We start from the raw sequence: 15,257 nt of genomic DNA, 5'->3' as shown, positions 1-15,257 counted from the left end.
GTTTTCAGGGGCGCCGTCATGCTGCCCCAAAGTGCGATGCCGTGCGGGCATCGCGCCAGCGGATCAACATCTTTCTCCTGTGCCGACCCTTTCGCGGAGCAAGCCCGCCCCTACAGGTATCGCGTTACTCTGCGGGCGCGGGCTTGCCCCGCGAAAGGGCCAATACAGGTCAACCCTCAGGCGCTGGCCAGCACCCGACGGCGCCTCACCACCAGGCTGTCGACCACCCACATCACCACCATGGACAACCCCACCAGCGGGAAGGCGACGCCCAGCAACAGCATCACTCCCACCGCCGTCTTCCAGCGCGGCAGGTCATGGCGCAGCGGCGGTACTCCAAGCCCACCGGTCGGCTTGCGCTTCCACCACATCACCAGCCCGCTTACCGAACCCAGCAGGATCATCAGGCACACCAGCAGGATGACGAGCTGGTTCAGCGTGCCGAACATCTTGCCTTCGTGCAGCATCACCCCAAGCTCCGTGGCGCGGGCCACCGGGCTGTAGTCCTGCCAGCGCACGTCGGCCAGCACCTGGCCGGTGTACTGGTCGACATGCAGGGTGGCGTCGTTGCGCGGGTCGTCGGCGAACACCGCGATGGTGAACACCCCCTCGGCGCTGGTGGGCAGGGTGATGCTGTAGCCCGGCTCGACCTCGCGCAGGTTGGCGATGTTCTCGACCTGCTGCAGGCTGACCTGAGGCGCCGCAGGTGCGTGATCCTGCATGTGATGCCCGGCATGCTCGGCATGGGCGCCGGACACCGGCATCGGGGTGTTCTCCATCGCCCACGGCACGGTCTGGCGGTGGGCGCTGTTGAGGTCGCGCGCTTCTTTATCGGACTTCGGCACGTCGTTCCACATGGCCGCCGGGAAGCGGTTCCACAGGTCGGCGTACTGCTTGCCCCACAGCCCGGTCCAGGTCATGCCGCTAAGCAGCATCAACAGCAGCAGGGCCGAGCCCCAGAAACCGGTGACGGCATGCAGGTCGCGCCACAGCAAGCGGCCGCGCGCGCTGAAACGTGGCCACAGCACGCCTGCGCTGCTGCGCCCGCGTGGCCACCAGAGATAGAGCCCGGACACCACCAGGACAATGCCCCAGCCCGCCGCCAGTTCCACCAGCCGGTCACCGACCGTGCCGACCATCAGTTCGCCATGCAGGGCGCGGGCGATGGCCTGCAGGTTCTGCTTACCATCCTGCTCGCCCAGCACCTTGCCGCTGTACGGGTCGACGAAGACATTCAGCTCGCGACCGCCGTCGTGCATCACGAACTGCGCGCTGCGCTCGGCGTTGATCGCGGGTAGGTACTGGCCCACCTGCCCCTGTGGATAAGCCTGGCGCACGTTGGCCAGCAGGGTGTCGGCGCTTTGCCGGTGATGGCCGGCCTCGACCACCATCAGCTCGCGGTACATCAACGGGTCGAGCTGCGGCTTGAACAGGTAGACGATCCCGGTAAGCGCCAGCAGGATCATGAACGGCGCCACGAACAGCCCGGCATAGAAATGCCAGCGCCACGCCAGGTTGTAGAAGGAAACGTTTGGTTTGCTCATGGGAGCCTCCCGTAGACCTTGTGTGGGCGCGGTCAGGCCCCGCGCCCGTTTGTTGTTGTCAGAAGCTGAAGTCGACCTTGGTCCAGAAGGTCCTGCCTGGCTCGTTGACCGGCTGGGTACTGTTGGCCGGGTAGCCGAACCCGGCGTTCCCGGCCAGGTTCAGGTGCTCGGCGTAGGCCTTGTCGAACAGGTTGTCGACGCCCGCGCTGAGCTTGAGGTTGTTGTTCACCTTGTAGGCGCCATTGAGCGAGAACACGCCGAAGCCGGCGCTTTTGTCGTAGTCCTTGCCCACCACGTTGCCCTGGTTCTGGGCGATGCGGTTCTGCTCGGCCACCAGGCGCCATAGGGCACCGACGCTCCAGGTGTCGCGGCTGTAGGTCAGGCCCAGGCGGCTTTCCAGCGGTGGCATTTGCGGTAGCGCCTTGCCATCACTGCTGTTCTTGCCCCAAGCGTAGGCGAGCGTGGCGTCGGCCTTCCAGTTCTCGGTCAGCTTGTAGGCCGCGCCCAGTTCGCCGCCCATGATGCGGGCGTCGATGTTCTGCGCCTGGGAAACGAGTCGGCTGCCCATACCGCCCATGCCAGGCACGTAGTCGAACAGGATGTAGTCGCGGATCTGGCCGACGTAGCCCGAAGCCCAGGCCTCCAGGCGTTCGTCGCGGTACTGGATGCCGAAGTCGAGCTGGGTGGTCTTCTCCGGCTTGATACCGTCGAAGGCGTTCACCGAACCGGTTGGGGCCAGGGTGGGCGAGAACAGCTCCCAGTAGTCCGGGAAGCGCTGAGTGTGGCCCAGGCCGATGTAGGTGGTGGCCGGCACGGCGGCCAGGTCGTGCTCATAGCGCACAAAGCCACTGGGCAAGGTATCGGCACGGGTGTCACCGCTGGTGGCGATGCCCTTGCGGAAATCGCGGGCTGAGGCCCGGTCCAGGCGCGCACCGGTGATCAATCGGTCCTCGCCGGTGGCGTACCAGGTCAGTTCACCGAAAACGCCGTAGTTGTGGAAGTCGGCGTCCTTGTCCCAGGGCGCGTTCTTGTAGGTATCGATGCCCATGCCCTTGCGTCTGCGGTGTTCGTTGGTCTGCGCGTCGATACCGCTGATCAGCTGTACATCGGCCCAGCGCCAGGTGGCCTTGATCCGTGCGCCGAGGGTGCGGCGGTCGACGTTGCTGGCCATCGCCATCCCGACGGGCGAGCGCAGGGTGTAGTTGTCCATTACGTGGTCGGCATAGTTGTAGTAGACCTGCGCCTCGACCTTGTCGAGCACCTCGCCGAGGTTGGACTTCTCGAAGCGCAGCCCCAGGCTTTCACGCTTGAACTGCGAGCCGTCCATGCCACGCCCGGCGGAGCGGGCTTCGCCATCGCCCTTGCCGGCGGTCAGTTCGAGCAGGGTGTCGGCGTCCGGGGTCCAGCCGAGGCTGACATCGCCGTTCCACTTGTCCCAGCGTGACGGCACGGTGTCACCGTTGCCGTCTTCGAAGTCATCCGAGTGCGACTGGTTGCCGACGAAGCGCACATAGCCGAGTTGGTTGCCGGCGGCGGCGTCGAGTACCTTGTCGAAGCGGCCGTTGGAGCCGGCCAGCACGCTGCCGTTGACCCGGCTGCCGAGCTCGCCGAATTTCTCCGGCTCACGCTCGAAGAGGATGGTGCCAGCGGAGCCGCCTGGGCCCCAGATCACGCTCTGCGGGCCCTTGATCACAGTGAGGCGGTCGTAGGTTTCCGGGGAGATGTACGAGGTCGGGGCGTCCATGCGGCCCGGGCAGGCGCCGAGCATCATGCCGCCGTTGGTGAGGATGTTCAGGCGCGAGCCGAACATGCCGCGCAGCACCGGGTCGCCGTTGGTGCCGCCGGCGCGGATCACCGAGAAGCCTGGGATGGTCTTGAGGTAGTCGCCGCCATCGCTGGCCGGTACGGGCTGGCGCGGATCTTTGGGATTGGTGACGACGGTCAGTGGCGAGCTCGGGGCGATGGCGGTGATTACCGTTGGGCTCAGTTCGGCCAGGTCGTGCATATGGCCTTCGTGGCCGGTTTCGGCGGCAAAGGCCAGCGGCGCGAACAGAGAGCCGCACAGCACGGCGATGGTCCCACGCAGGGAAAGGGCAAAAACAGGGGTGCAGCCGGACATAATGATTCCAGTCGATCAGTCATGAGTCAGCGCGAAGCCTCCTGGCTTCGGGCGTTTATCGCGTTGTGTTCAGGCGACGATCGAACGGGGTGGCGCGCGGCTGCGGGCGCCGGGGAAAACAGCCTGCCGGGCATGGCCCTGGCGCGTGGCATTGGTGAGGTGGACAGGGGGGATTTGGCTGCCCGCAGTCAGCGGGCTGAGGGTCTGGGGCAGGGCGGGGCAGTTGAACAGCAGGCTGCAGTAGCCGCACTTCTCCCACATGACATGCAGCTGGCCATCGTTGCTGTGGCCATGGTGCTCGTCGTGACCCTGCGCCATGGGCATGCTCAGCGACATGTCCATGGGCATGGCCATGCCGGCGTGGTGCTCCATCGGCATCGACTGGGAAACCAGCGGGCCGATGAAGATCATCCACATGGCGAACAGGCTCAGCCAGCCGCCACCGACGCGCCTGCGATCAGGGCGGGTGCTGCGGGCGGAGCTGTAGCGCGGCAGGCTCATGGCGAGCGCCTGTCAGTCGATCAAGTCAGTGCGCGTGCTCGTGCGCGGCCTGGTCGGCGGGCGGCTGCTTCTGCACGGCGACCTCGACGGTGATGTCACCGGCCTTCTCGAAGTGCAGGGTCAGCGGGAAGCGCTTGCCGTCGGTCAACAGGCTGCGATCCTTGGGCTGCATGATCATCACGTGATAGGCGCTGGGGGCGAAGGTCAGGTCTTTGCCGGCGGGTACCACCACGCTTTGCACCTGTTGCATCTTCATGGCGCCGGCGGCGCTCATCGCATGCTCGTGCAACTGGGCGTCGGCGCTGATCGGGGTGTCCGCCGAGAGCAGACGGTCGTCGGCCTTGCCATTGTTATGCACGACGAAGTACGCCGCGACGTTGGGCGCGTTCGGCGGCAGTTCCAGCGACCAGGGGTGGGCAATATGCAGGTCGCCGACATTGTATTCATGGGCATTGGCAAAGGCGCTGGGCACCAGTAGGGCGGCCAGGACGAGGGCTTGCTTGAGCATGGGTGAGTCTCCGTTCTGTTGAGGTTCAGGCAGACAGCTTAGTGAACTCAAGCCAGGGGAGAAGCTCGGGGGTTGAGCGCGGGCCAGAGCTGGCGCGGCGTGGGTTGGTAGTCGGCAAGACACGGTGAGTGACTCGCAGGGTGTACGGGAGGGGTGTGCAACTGCGGCGGGTAGCCGGGGAGGGCCAGAAGCGGCGCGGCGCCCGAGCAGCACCAGCAGTTCATCATGCTGGCGCTGTCGTCGCTTTGCGTACCGAGGTCGATCTTGGCCAGGGCCTGGACATCGACCTTGGCCTTGTTCGCCATGCTCGAACAGAAAGCCCCCCACAGCAGCTGCTCGGCCGGGCCCTTGGGCGCGGCCGAGGACAGCGGCATGGCCAGCAGGTTGAACAGCACTGCAAGGCAGGCTATCCAGGCAATGTGCCGACGTGGGGGCATGGAGAGATCCGGTCAGGAATCGTGAGGGCTATTGTACGGCGGAGTATAGGTAAAAAAGCCGGGGTGCGGTGAAGTGCCGCACCTGGGGCTGCTTTGCAGCCCTTTCGCTGCGGTTCGTCGCCACGACAAGCCAGCTCCCACAGGTGTTGTGGCGAACCCTGTGGGAGCCGGCTTGTCGTGGCGACGAACAGCGCCCCCGACGACATCAAGCTTTGCCGCGCCCCAGCAGGCCACGCACGGTTTCCTGCAGGTCCGCCGGCAGCACCACGACTTTCGAATTGTCGCTGGCCGCCAGGTTCTCCATCGCGCCAATGTAACGCTCACCCAGCAGGTACATGGCCGGCACGGTCTCGCTACCCACCGCCTCCTTAACCAAGGTGATCGCCCGCGCCGACGCCTCGGCCAGGTTCACCTGGGCCTCGGCATCCAGTTTGGCCGCCTGCAACCGCGCTTCTGCCTCGAGAATCGCTGCCTGCTTGTTGCCTTCGGCGCGGGTCACGTCGGCTTTACGCTCACGCTCGGCGGCGGCCTGACGCTCCATGGCGGTCTGCATGCTCGGCGACGGCTTGATGTCCTGGATCTCCACCGAGCGCACGGTCACGCCCCAGTCTTCGGTTTGCTCGGACATCGCCTCGCGCAGGCGCGCCTTGATCTGCTCGCGGCTGGACAGCGCTTCGTCCAGGTCCATGGCGCCGACGATGGCGCGCAGCGAGGTCATGGTCAGGCTGGTGACGGCGAACGAGAAGTTCTGCACGCCGTACGAGGCCTTCTGCGGGTCGACCACCTTGGCGAAGCACAGGGCGTTGGCGACGATCACCGCGTTGTCCTTGGTGATGATTTCCTGCTGCTGCACGTCGAGGATGATGTCCTTGGTCGGCAGGCGATAGGCGACCACGTCCATGTACGGGATGACGATGTTCAGGCCGGGCTTGAGGGTGCTGTGGTAGCGGCCCAGGCGCTCGACGATCCATTCCTCGCCCTGGGGCACGATGCGCACGCCCTTGAATACGGTGATCAGTACGAATACAGCGAGGGTGGCGACGACGATGAGGCTGGTCATGCTTGCGAACTTCCTTTTAGTGCGGATTCAGGCCCGGGTGACCCGGGCGGTGTTGCCTTCGATGGCGGCCAGGCGCACGCGCTCGCCGGCGGGGATGTCGCTGTCGGCGACGCAGGTCCATTCCTCGTTGCCGAGGATCGGCTTCTGGAAGCGCACGCGGCCTTTCTGGAACTGCGACACGGCGCCCGTCAGCAGGCCGACCTCGCCGATCACGCTGTCGGCGGTCCAGCGCACGTCCGGCTTCTTGCGCCGGAACACCTTGAACCAGAGGGCGGTGGTGATCGATGAGAGCACCACCCACAGCAGGCCCTGCATATCGAGTTGCAGGCCGGGAGCAAGCAGCGAAATGAAAGAAACCAGCACGGCACCGATGCCGAACCAGAGGATGAAGAAGGTGGGGAGCACCAGTTCCAGCAGGATCAGGGCCACGCCGAAGACGAGCCAGATCCACCATTGCATTTCCATATGGGTGGAGCCTTCCAGAAGAGGGAAGGTGATTGTACGGCAGGATAAAGGCACAGGGCCATCTGTTGCGCGCTGCTCTGGAATGAGCGCGCGCGGGGTTAGTTGTTCAGCAGGATGTTTGCGTCAGGGCTGACAGGTGCTCGCCGAAAGGTTTGCAGCGCTCTTGAGATCGAGCGCCGCCCGCGCGGCGCATCGCTGGCAAGCCAGCTCCCACATCTGTTTCGGGCCAGTTACTCCTGGTCCATCTCCACTGTCCGCCTTATTTGTACTACGCGGTTTCTGTGTGGACGCTACCGCCGCCCCATATGACTCAAGGCATGCACCAAGGCGGACAGTGGAGACCTCACAGGATGGATTGGCCCGAAACAAACTGTGGGAGCTGGCTTGCCAGCGATGCGCCGCGCGGGCGGCGCTCGATCTCAAGAGCGCTGCAAGCCTTTCGGCGAGCACTTGGCAGCCCTGACGCGATATGTTTCCAGCGCCTCCAACAGCACCTTCTGATCTTCGAAAACCCGCTCCACTTCCGGCAACTGAGGCCGCTTGAGCACCAGCACCGGCACCCCTCGTTCACGCGCCACTTCCAGCTTCGGCTCGGTGGCCGTGCTGCCACTGTTCTTGCTCACCAGCACGTCGATCCGCCGACGTTCGAACAGGGCACGCTCATCGTCGATGAGGAATGGTCCGCGCGCTCCGATCACCTCGCAGCGTTCATTGCCGGGACACGCTTCGAGGGCGCGCAGGGTCCAGAACTGGTGTGGGGGGATTTCGTCCAGATGTTGCAGGGGTTCGCGGCCAAGGGTGAACAAGGGGCGCTCGAACGGGGCCAGCGCCTCGATCAGTCCGGCCCAGTCCTCGACTTCGCGCCAGTCATCGCCAGGCTGCGCCTGCCATGCCGGGCGGCGCAGGGCCCAGCAGGGAATGCCAGCGCTGTGTGCGGCGAGGGCGGCGTTGCGGCTGATCTGCGCGGCATAGGGATGGGTGGCGTCGATCAGCAGGTCGATGCCTTCGACGCGCAGGTACTCGGCCAGGCCTTCGGCGCCGCCATAGCCGCCGACCCGCACCTGGCAGGCCAGGTCCTGGGGAATACGGCCGATGCCGGCGAGGCTGTAGACATGCTGCGGCCCGAGTGTACGGGCGATGGCCAGGGCCTCGGTAACGCCGCCCAGCAGCAGGATGCGCCCGTTCATTGCACACCCGCCTTGCCGACGATGCCGCCCTGGCGGTCGATGGCGAACACTTCCACCTGGACCAGGGCCGGCACCACGCTCTGGGCGAAGTTCAGCGCATGACGGCAGACTTCGTCGCCCAAGGCGATACCGGCGGCATGGGCCAGGGCGAGGGCCTGCTGGCTGGTGTTGGCGCCGACGATCGCCGCTTGCAACGCTGAGTCGGCGCCAATGTTGGCAGCCCAGCCCGCCAGTTGCGGCAGATCGATGCTCGAATGGCGGCTGTGCAGGTCCATGTGTCCGGCGGCCAGCTTGCTGATCTTGCCGAAGCCGCCGCATAGCGTGAGGCGCGGCACCGGCACCTTGCGCAGGTGCTTGAGCACGGCACCGACGAAGTCGCCCATTTCGATCAGGGCGATCTCGGGCAGGTCATAGACCCGGCGCATGGTGTCTTCGCTGGCGTTGCCGGTGCAGGCGGCGATGTGCGTGTAGCCGTTGGTGTGGGCGACGTCGATGCCTTGGTGGATCGAGGCGATGTAGGCCGAGCAGGAGAATGGCCGGACGATGCCGCTGGTACCGAGGATCGACAGCCCGCCGAGGATACCTAGGCGCGGATTCATGGTCTTCAGGGCCAACTGCTCGCCGCCCTGCACATTGACCGTCACTTCGAAGCCGCCCAGGTAGCCGCAATCGCCAGCCAGTTGCAGCAGATGGTCGCTGATCATCTTGCGCGGTACCGGGTTGATGGCCGGTTCACCGACTGCCAGCACCAGCCCCGGGCGAGTCACGGTACCCACGCCCGCGCCCGCGACGAAGCGAACGCCGGGCTCGGCGCGCAGGCGCACCTGGCTGAAGAGCAGGGCGCCGTGGGTGACATCCGGATCGTCACCGGCATCCTTCAAGGTGCCGGCCTCGGCGATGTCACCTTTGAGGTGGCAGAACTCCAGGCGCATCTGCACCGCCTTGCCCTTGGGCAAGGTGATTTCCACCGCGTCATGCCGTTGCCCGGTCAGCAGCAGTTGCGCCGCCGCCAGGCTGGTGGCGGTGGCGCAGCTGCCGGTGGTCAGGCCGCTGCGCAGGGGCGCGGGCTGTTCGCGGGTTTCTTCACGCATCGACGGGCTTCACCACGTCGAGCAAAGTGATCGGCAGGGCCTGGCGCCAGGTGTCGAAACTGCCCAGCGGCTGGGTGTGGGCGATATGGATACGGGTCAACTCGCCGCCATGCTGGTCGCGAAACTGCGCCAGGGCGACCTCGCTTTGCAGCGTGACGGCGTTGGCTACGAGGCGTCCGCCCGGCAGCAGGCGCTCCCAGCACAGGTCGAGCACGCCCTCGCGGGTGACGCCGCCACCGATGAAGATCGCGTCCGGACGCTGCAGCCCAACCAAGGCATCGGGTGCTTTGCCGCGGATCAGCTGCAGGCCGGGCACGCCAAGGCTGTCGCGGTTGTATTCGATGAAACCCTGGCGGCCTTCGTCGGCTTCGATCGCAAGGGCGCGGCAGCTGGGGTGGGCGCGCATCCATTCGATGCCGATGGAGCCGCAGCCGGCGCCCACGTCCCACAGCAGCTCGCCGGGTTGCGGGGCCAGGCGCGCCAGGGTGATGGCGCGGACATCGCGCTTGGTCAGTTGGCCGTCGTGACGGAAGGCGCTGTCGGGCAGGCCGGCCACGCGAGGCAGGCGTGGGGCATCAGGCGAGGCCTGGCATTCGATGGCGACCAGGTTGAGCAGGGCGATGTCGGTATGTGGCCAATCGTCGGCGGTGCCGCTCAGCGTTCGTTCCAGTGGGCCGCCGAGGTGTTCGAACACCTGGAGACGGCTGGGGCCGAAGCCACGTTCGCGCAGCTGCGCGGCAATGGCCGCCGGGCTGCTTTCGTCGTTGCTCAGCACCAGCAGGCGCATGCCGCTGTACAGGTGGGCATTGAGCGCCGCCAGCGGGCGGGCGACCACCGAGACCACCTGCACGTCCTGCAGCGGCCAGCCCAGGCGGGCGGCGGCCAGGGCGCAGGAGGAGGGCATCGGCAGCACCTGCAGTTCCTCGGCGGGCAGCTGGCGCGCCAGGCTGGCGCCGACGCCGTAGAACATCGGGTCGCCGCTGGCCAATACGCATACCGGCTCGCCGCGCAGGGCCAGCACCGGCGCCAGGGAGAAGGGGCTGGGCCAATGCAGTTGCTCGGCGGTGACGCAGCGGGGCAGCAGGGCCAGCTGGCGCGGGGCACCGATGATGCGCGTGGCCGCTAGCAGGGCGCGCCGGGCCTGTTTGCCCAGGCCGCTGAAGCCGTCTTCGCCGATGCCTATTACTGTCAGCCAGGGGGCCATCTGTTCCTCGTACCGTTCATTCGTCTAAGCGTTCGACCACCGGTTTTTCATGCCGCCGGACAAAGCAGGCATAATACCGCGCCTTCTACACTGAAGCGCACTTTCACGATTGCCGGATGCCCCCTTGACGCCGCCCCTGCCCCCCGAAGTTTCGCCCCGTCCCTCGGCCTGTCCGGGGTTGTGGCGCATCGTTGCCGCGCGTGACGGTGGCATCTGTCGGATCAAGCTGCCAGGTGGCCTGCTGCTGGCCGACCAGGCCGATGCGGTGGCCGACGCCGCCGAGCGCTTCGCCGGCGGGGTGATCGAAGCGACCAACAGAGCCAATCTGCAGATTCGAGGCATCGGTGATAATCACCGGGGCCTGGTCGAGCATCTGCTGGCCGCTGGCCTCGGCCCGCGTGACGCGGCGGGCGATGATGTGCGCAACCTCATGCTCAGCCCACTGGCCGGGCTCGACCCGGCCATGCTTTTCGACACCCGGCCACTGGCCGGGCAGATCCTCGATATGCTGGAAAGCACACCCAGGTTCCACAAGCTGTCGGCCAAGTTCGCCGTGCAACTCGATGGCGGCGAAGCGCTGGCGATGCTCGAGCACGCCCATGATCTGTGGCTGTCCGCGATGCAACGCGAAGGACGCATTTGGTTGCGGTTCGGACTTGCCAGCAGCCTGTCGAATGGCCTGGCGTTGGGTGCGGTACCGCTGGAGCAAGGGCTGGCGTTGGTGCGTGCAGTGCTGGAGCGCTTCCTCGACCTGGCGACGCCCGAGCAGTCGCGCATGCGTCAATTGCTGCAGGTGTGCCCGGTGGAGCACTTCCTTGAAGGGCTGCCCCTGCAAATCGACACCTCATCGCTGCAGCGCCCGGCAACGACAAGTGCCTGGCTTGGCGTGCTGCCCCAGCGCCAGGGCGTGGCCCTGGGCGTCGCGCCACCCCTTGGTCGCCTGACCCCAGCCATGCTGCGCGGCGCCGCCCATGTCGCCCGCCAATGGGGCGATGGCAGCTTGCGCCTGACGCCTTGGCAGAGCCTGGTACTGACCAACCTGAACCCGGCCCATTTGGAGCCGGCCCGCGAACACCTTGCAGCCCTGGGCCTGCTCTGTCACAACGAGCACCCGCTGGCGCGGGTGGTCGCCTGCACCGGCGCCAGCGGCTGCGCCAAGGGCCAGGCCGACACCAAGGCCGATGCCATGACCCTGGCCGCCTTGCTGCACCACGGTGCTCCGGGCAGCGTGCATCTGTCCGCCTGCCCACGTTCCTGTGCCATGGCCCACACGGCCCCGGCCACCCTGCTGGCCCGCGCACCGGGCCGCTATGACCTTTACTTGCGCGATGCGCGCCAGCCGGGCTTCGGCAGGCTGCGCGGCGCCGACCTCACCCCAGAAGAAGCAGGCGCCATGCTCGACCTGCCGACGGAGCACCTTGATGATTGATTACATCCGCGATGGTCAGGAGATCTATCGCAATTCCTTCCGCATCATCCGCGAGGAAGCCCGGCTCGAGCGGATCCCCGCCGATCTCGAAAAGCTCGCCGTGCGCGTGATCCATGCCTGCGGCATGGTCGAGGCCATCGATGGCCTGCAGTTCTCCGAAGGCGCCGGCAGCGCCGGGCGTGAAGCCCTGGCCAAGGGCGCGTCGATCCTCTGCGATGCGCACATGGTCGCCGAAGGCATCACCCGTGCCCGTCTGCCGGCCAACAACCCGGTGATCTGCACCCTGCGCGACCCGAGCGTGCCGGACCTGGCCAAGGCCGAAGGCAACACCCGCTCCGCCGTGGCCCTGGAGCTGTGGCGCCCGCACCTGGAAGGCAGCGTGGTGGTGATCGGCAACGCGCCGACCGCGCTGTTCTACCTGCTGGAAATGCTCGATGCCGGCGCGCCGAAGCCGGCGTTGATCCTCGGCTTCCCGGTCGGCTTCGTCGGCGCCGCCGAATCCAAGGCGATGCTCGCCGCCGACAGCCGCGGTGTGCCATTCGTGATCATGCAGGGGCGCCTGGGCGGCAGCGCGATGGCCGCCGCGGCAGTCAACGCCCTGGCCACGGAGGTGGAATGATGCAGGCACGCGGACGACTGCTGGGCCTGGGCGTGGGCCCGGGCGATCCCGAGCTGATCACGGTCAAAGCCTTGCGCCTGCTGCGCGAGGCGCCGGTGGTGGCGTACTTCGTCGCCAAGGGCAAGCGCGGCAATGCCTTCGGCATCATCGAAGCGCACCTGCAAGCCGAACAGACCCTGTTGCCGCTGGTGTACCCGGTGACCACCGAGGCTCTGCCGGCGCCGCTTTCCTATGAACAGGTGATCAGCGACTTCTACGACGAAGCCAGTGTACAAGTGGCCGAACACTTGGATGCCGGCCGTGACGTGGCGGTAATCTGCGAGGGCGACCCGTTCTTCTACGGCTCCTACATGTATTTGCACGACCGCCTGGCCTCGCGCTATGAGGCCCAGGTGATCCCGGGCGTGTGCTCGATGCTCGGCGGCGCCTCGGTGCTCGGAGCGCCGCTGGTGTATCGCAACCAGACCCTCACCGTGCTATCCGGTGTGTTGCCCCATGAGGAGCTCAAGCGCCGTCTGGCCGATGCCGACGCCGCAGTGATCATGAAACTGGGACGCAACTTCCCCAAGGTGCGCCAGGTACTCGCCGAGCTGGGCATGGATAGCCGTGCGCTGTACGTGGAGCGGGCGACCATGGCCAACCAGAAGATCGTCGCGCTGGATGAGGTCGATCCGCAGTCCTCGCCATACTTCTCGCTGATCATCGTGCCGGGTGAGAAATGGCAGGGATGAACAAGGCTCCGGCAATCGTCATTCTCGGCCCGGGCAGCCTGGCCACTGCGCGGCGTATCCAGGCCTGTTATCCACAGGCGCTGATCCATGGCCTGGAAGGGCGCGTGGAAGGGGTCGACCGATACTACGCAGTATTTGGCGACACCCTGCGTGCGCTGTACCAGCAGGACACGCCGATCATCGCCCTGTGCGCGGCGGGTATCGTCATTCGCACCCTGGCGCCGCTGTTGAGCGAAAAAGGTGTCGAGCCACCGGTACTGGTGGTGGCCGAGGACGGCAGCGCCGTGGTGCCGCTGCTCGGTGGCCTGGGTGGGGTCAACGTCATGGCCCGAGAGATCGGCGAGGCGCTGGGTGTGAGCGCGGCGATCACCACCAGTGGCGAACTACGCTTCGGCACCTGCCTGCTCAACCCGCCCGAGGGTTACGCACTGGCGGACCTGGAGCAGGGCAAGCGCTTCGTCTCCGACCTGCTGGCGGGCGAGACGGTGCGTGTCGAAGGCGACGCGCCGTGGCTCGAATACGCGCAGTTGCCCGCCAGTGACGAGGCGCAGCGCACTATCCACGTGGGCAGCGCACTGCGTCCGGCCAGCCGGGACGAACTGCTGATCCATGCGCGTTGCGTGGTGGTGGCGGTCACGGCCGGTGGCGCTGACCTGGTGCAACAGGTCAGCGAGGAACTGCTGCGGGCGAACATCGCCGAGCCCGCGCTGGCCTGCCTGTTGGCGAGCGAAACCGAGATGGCCGAACCGGCCCTGCATGAGGCTGCTCAGGCACTGAATGTTGCCCTGCGCTTCGCCCCGGCTGCCGAAAGCCTGGAGCGGATGCTGGCTGATGCAGTGCCGCAAGCGCGTGTTGGTTCGTCCGTGGGGCTCGCCCATGCCGTTTGCCCGGCACCTGTCGACATCGACCGCATTGGCCGGCGCCGTGGTCGCCTGGCCGTGATCGGCCTGGGCCCTGGTGCCGCCGAGCTGATGGTGCCGGCGGTCAAGGCGGAGCTGGCGCGGGCGCAGGATGTGCTGGGTTACGAAACCTACGTGCGCATGGCCGGCCCCTTCCGCGACGATCAGGTGCTGCATTGCACCGACAACCGCGAAGAGATGCAGCGCGCCCGCCATGCCTTCGAGCTGGCGGCGCAAGGGCGTTCGGTGGTGGTGGTGTCGTCGGGCGATCCGGGCGTGTTTGCCATGGCCGCCGCGGTGCTCGAAGCGCTCCACGAATCCAGTGACCCGGCCTGGCAGCGCGTCGAGCTGGAGATCCTGCCCGGCGTCTCGGCCTCGCTGGCTACCGCCGCTCAGGCGGGGGCGCCGCTGGGCCACGATTTCTGCGTGATGTCGCTGTCGGACAACCTCAAGCCCTGGTCGATCATCGAGAAGCGCCTCGACCTGGCGGCCCAGGCGGATCTGGTGCTGGCGTTCTACAACCCGATCTCCAAGGCCCGGCCGCATCAGCTGGGTATGGCACTGGAGGTGGTACGCCGCCATCGCGACGCAGGCACTCCCGTGGTGCTGGGCCGTGATATCGGCAGGCCGGGGCAGACCCTGCGGGTGGTGACCTTGGGCGAGCTGCTGCCGGAGATGGTCGACATGCGCACCATGGTGCTGGTCGGCTCCTCGACCACCTGCACCTTCCCCCGTGCCGATGGCGGCCAGTGGGTGTACACGCCGCGCTGGTACCCCGCCAAGCCCTGAGCGCAGCCGGGGTCAGGGCAGCAGGTAGCCCTTGATCCCGGTGAAGATGATCTGCGCCGCCAGGGCGCAGACGAACAGCCCCATCAGGCGGCTTACGATCTGCAGGCCCTGGTCGCCGAGGATCCGCTCGATACGGTGCGAGAGGTACAGCACCAGGCCCACGGTGAAGCTGGCCAGGGCGATGCTGACGATGGCCAGCAGCTTGTCGTCCCAGTGCGGTTGGCCTACGCCCATCACCAGCAACGCACCGATGGTGCCGGGGCCGACGGTGAGCGGAATGGTCAGCGGCACGATGGTCACGTCCTGCTGCACGTTATCGGTCTGCACCGCCGACTTGCCCTGGGCCATGCCCAGCGCGGAGATGAACAGCACCGAGCCTGCGCCGATGCGGAAGGCGTCGGCGGTGATGCCGAACACGCCGAAGATCACCCGCCCGAACAGGTAGAGCAGCACGCTGGCGACCAGCGTGGCGATGGCCACGCGCCAGGCCAGTTGCTTGCGCTCCTTGCTGGAGTGGCCGCGGGTCAGGCCGATGAAACATGAGAGCACGAAGAACGGGCTGTAGAGCACGAGCATCTTCAGGTAGACGCTGAACAACTCATGGAGCATGGCGCTGGGTCCGCGGCGGGAATGGGTGGCACCTGTATAGCACGGAACCCGTAGGAGCGGCTTCA

General features: G+C 66.7%; 15 protein-coding genes. 4 read left to right on the top strand and 11 right to left on the bottom strand.

The window, feature by feature from the left end; genetic code table 11:
• Window positions 1-176 precede the first annotated feature (176 nt).
• The 10 genes from KSS90_RS22555 to cbiE all read right to left on the bottom strand — a co-directional run bounded on the left by KSS90_RS22555 (window position 177) and on the right by cbiE (window position 10,116).
• Entirely contained in the window at window positions 177-1,544 is a 1,368-nt protein-coding gene (locus tag KSS90_RS22555; protein ID WP_217867324.1) for a PepSY-associated TM helix domain-containing protein, read from the bottom strand.
• A 58-nt stretch (window positions 1,545-1,602) separates the two neighbouring features.
• Window positions 1,603-3,663, bottom strand: coding sequence for a TonB-dependent copper receptor (locus KSS90_RS22550; RefSeq protein WP_217867323.1), 2,061 nt, complete (start codon window positions 3,661-3,663; stop codon window positions 1,603-1,605).
• Between the two features lie 69 nt (window positions 3,664-3,732).
• On the bottom strand, window positions 3,733-4,164 hold the full coding sequence (locus tag KSS90_RS22545) for a DUF2946 domain-containing protein (protein WP_217867322.1): 432 nt from the start codon (window positions 4,162-4,164) through the stop codon (window positions 3,733-3,735).
• A gap of 25 nt (window positions 4,165-4,189) precedes the next feature.
• On the bottom strand, window positions 4,190-4,672 hold the full coding sequence (locus KSS90_RS22540) for a copper chaperone PCu(A)C (protein WP_217867321.1): 483 nt from the start codon (window positions 4,670-4,672) through the stop codon (window positions 4,190-4,192).
• 47 nt (window positions 4,673-4,719) lie between these two features.
• Window positions 4,720-5,109 carry a DUF2946 domain-containing protein gene (locus KSS90_RS22535; protein WP_217867320.1) on the bottom strand — a complete coding sequence of 130 codons (390 nt, stop codon included), beginning with the start codon at window positions 5,107-5,109 and terminating at the stop codon, window positions 4,720-4,722.
• Between the two features lie 205 nt (window positions 5,110-5,314).
• Window positions 5,315-6,169: an SPFH domain-containing protein gene (locus KSS90_RS22530; protein WP_217867319.1), complete on the bottom strand. Its 855-nt coding sequence runs from the start codon at window positions 6,167-6,169 to the stop codon at window positions 5,315-5,317.
• 27 nt (window positions 6,170-6,196) lie between these two features.
• A complete protein-coding gene (locus KSS90_RS22525) occupies window positions 6,197-6,634 on the bottom strand; it encodes an NfeD family protein (protein ID WP_217867318.1) in 438 nt (145 codons plus the stop codon).
• Between the two features lie 419 nt (window positions 6,635-7,053).
• On the bottom strand, window positions 7,054-7,821 hold the full coding sequence (locus tag KSS90_RS22520) for a cobalt-precorrin-6A reductase (protein ID WP_217867317.1): 768 nt from the start codon (window positions 7,819-7,821) through the stop codon (window positions 7,054-7,056).
• Complete coding sequence (locus KSS90_RS22515; protein ID WP_217867316.1) at window positions 7,818-8,912, bottom strand: cobalt-precorrin-5B (C(1))-methyltransferase; 1,095 nt, start codon at window positions 8,910-8,912, stop codon at window positions 7,818-7,820. The genes KSS90_RS22520 and KSS90_RS22515 overlap by 4 nt, the downstream gene beginning before the upstream one ends.
• On the bottom strand, window positions 8,905-10,116 hold the full coding sequence (gene cbiE / locus KSS90_RS22510; RefSeq protein WP_217867315.1) for a precorrin-6y C5,15-methyltransferase (decarboxylating) subunit CbiE: 1,212 nt from the start codon (window positions 10,114-10,116) through the stop codon (window positions 8,905-8,907). The genes KSS90_RS22515 and cbiE overlap by 8 nt, the downstream gene beginning before the upstream one ends.
• Window positions 10,117-10,225: 109 nt before the next feature.
• Between cbiE and cobG the strand changes: the two genes are divergently transcribed.
• The 4 genes from cobG to cobJ are packed head-to-tail and all read left to right on the top strand — an operon-like array spanning window position 10,226 to window position 14,583.
• Entirely contained in the window at window positions 10,226-11,545 is a 1,320-nt protein-coding gene (gene cobG, locus KSS90_RS22505) for a precorrin-3B synthase (protein WP_217867314.1), read from the top strand.
• Window positions 11,538-12,164, top strand: a complete 627-nt coding sequence (locus tag KSS90_RS22500; RefSeq protein WP_217867313.1) for a precorrin-8X methylmutase — start codon at window positions 11,538-11,540, stop codon at window positions 12,162-12,164. The genes cobG and KSS90_RS22500 overlap by 8 nt, the downstream gene beginning before the upstream one ends.
• Window positions 12,161-12,895: a precorrin-2 C(20)-methyltransferase gene (locus KSS90_RS22495; RefSeq protein ID WP_102683173.1), complete on the top strand. Its 735-nt coding sequence runs from the start codon at window positions 12,161-12,163 to the stop codon at window positions 12,893-12,895. The genes KSS90_RS22500 and KSS90_RS22495 overlap by 4 nt, the downstream gene beginning before the upstream one ends.
• A complete protein-coding gene (gene cobJ / locus KSS90_RS22490) occupies window positions 12,883-14,583 on the top strand; it encodes a precorrin-3B C(17)-methyltransferase (RefSeq protein WP_217867312.1) in 1,701 nt (566 codons plus the stop codon). Before KSS90_RS22495 ends, cobJ begins: the two co-directional genes overlap by 13 nt.
• 12 nt (window positions 14,584-14,595) lie before the next feature.
• Here cobJ and KSS90_RS22485 read toward each other — a convergent pair whose 3' ends face one another.
• Window positions 14,596-15,192 carry a MarC family protein gene (locus KSS90_RS22485; protein WP_023633040.1) on the bottom strand — a complete coding sequence of 199 codons (597 nt, stop codon included), beginning with the start codon at window positions 15,190-15,192 and terminating at the stop codon, window positions 14,596-14,598.
• Window positions 15,193-15,257 lie beyond the last annotated feature (65 nt).

It is taken from the genome of Pseudomonas maumuensis, from assembly GCF_019139675.1.
Lineage (GTDB): Bacteria > Pseudomonadota > Gammaproteobacteria > Pseudomonadales > Pseudomonadaceae > Aquipseudomonas > Aquipseudomonas maumuensis.
Note: the sequence above shows the minus strand (reverse complement) of the source record. Positions and strands in the feature narration are given on the sequence as shown.

Coding starts and splice junctions, on each gene's coding strand:
- KSS90_RS22555 (WP_217867324.1), bottom strand. CDS start 1,544: ATGAGCAAACCAAACGTTTCCTTCTACAACCTGGCGTGGCGCTGGCAT.
- KSS90_RS22550 (WP_217867323.1), bottom strand. CDS start 3,663: ATGTCCGGCTGCACCCCTGTTTTTGCCCTTTCCCTGCGTGGGACCATC.
- KSS90_RS22545 (WP_217867322.1), bottom strand. CDS start 4,164: ATGAGCCTGCCGCGCTACAGCTCCGCCCGCAGCACCCGCCCTGATCGC.
- KSS90_RS22540 (WP_217867321.1), bottom strand. CDS start 4,672: ATGCTCAAGCAAGCCCTCGTCCTGGCCGCCCTACTGGTGCCCAGCGCC.
- KSS90_RS22535 (WP_217867320.1), bottom strand. CDS start 5,109: ATGCCCCCACGTCGGCACATTGCCTGGATAGCCTGCCTTGCAGTGCTG.
- KSS90_RS22530 (WP_217867319.1), bottom strand. CDS start 6,169: ATGACCAGCCTCATCGTCGTCGCCACCCTCGCTGTATTCGTACTGATC.
- KSS90_RS22525 (WP_217867318.1), bottom strand. CDS start 6,634: ATGGAAATGCAATGGTGGATCTGGCTCGTCTTCGGCGTGGCCCTGATC.
- KSS90_RS22520 (WP_217867317.1), bottom strand. CDS start 7,821: ATGAACGGGCGCATCCTGCTGCTGGGCGGCGTTACCGAGGCCCTGGCC.
- KSS90_RS22515 (WP_217867316.1), bottom strand. CDS start 8,912: ATGCGTGAAGAAACCCGCGAACAGCCCGCGCCCCTGCGCAGCGGCCTG.
- cbiE (WP_217867315.1), bottom strand. CDS start 10,116: ATGGCCCCCTGGCTGACAGTAATAGGCATCGGCGAAGACGGCTTCAGC.
- KSS90_RS22500 (WP_217867313.1), top strand. CDS start 11,538: ATGATTGATTACATCCGCGATGGTCAGGAGATCTATCGCAATTCCTTC.
- KSS90_RS22495 (WP_102683173.1), top strand. CDS start 12,161: ATGATGCAGGCACGCGGACGACTGCTGGGCCTGGGCGTGGGCCCGGGC.
- cobJ (WP_217867312.1), top strand. CDS start 12,883: ATGGCAGGGATGAACAAGGCTCCGGCAATCGTCATTCTCGGCCCGGGC.
- KSS90_RS22485 (WP_023633040.1), bottom strand. CDS start 15,192: ATGCTCCATGAGTTGTTCAGCGTCTACCTGAAGATGCTCGTGCTCTAC.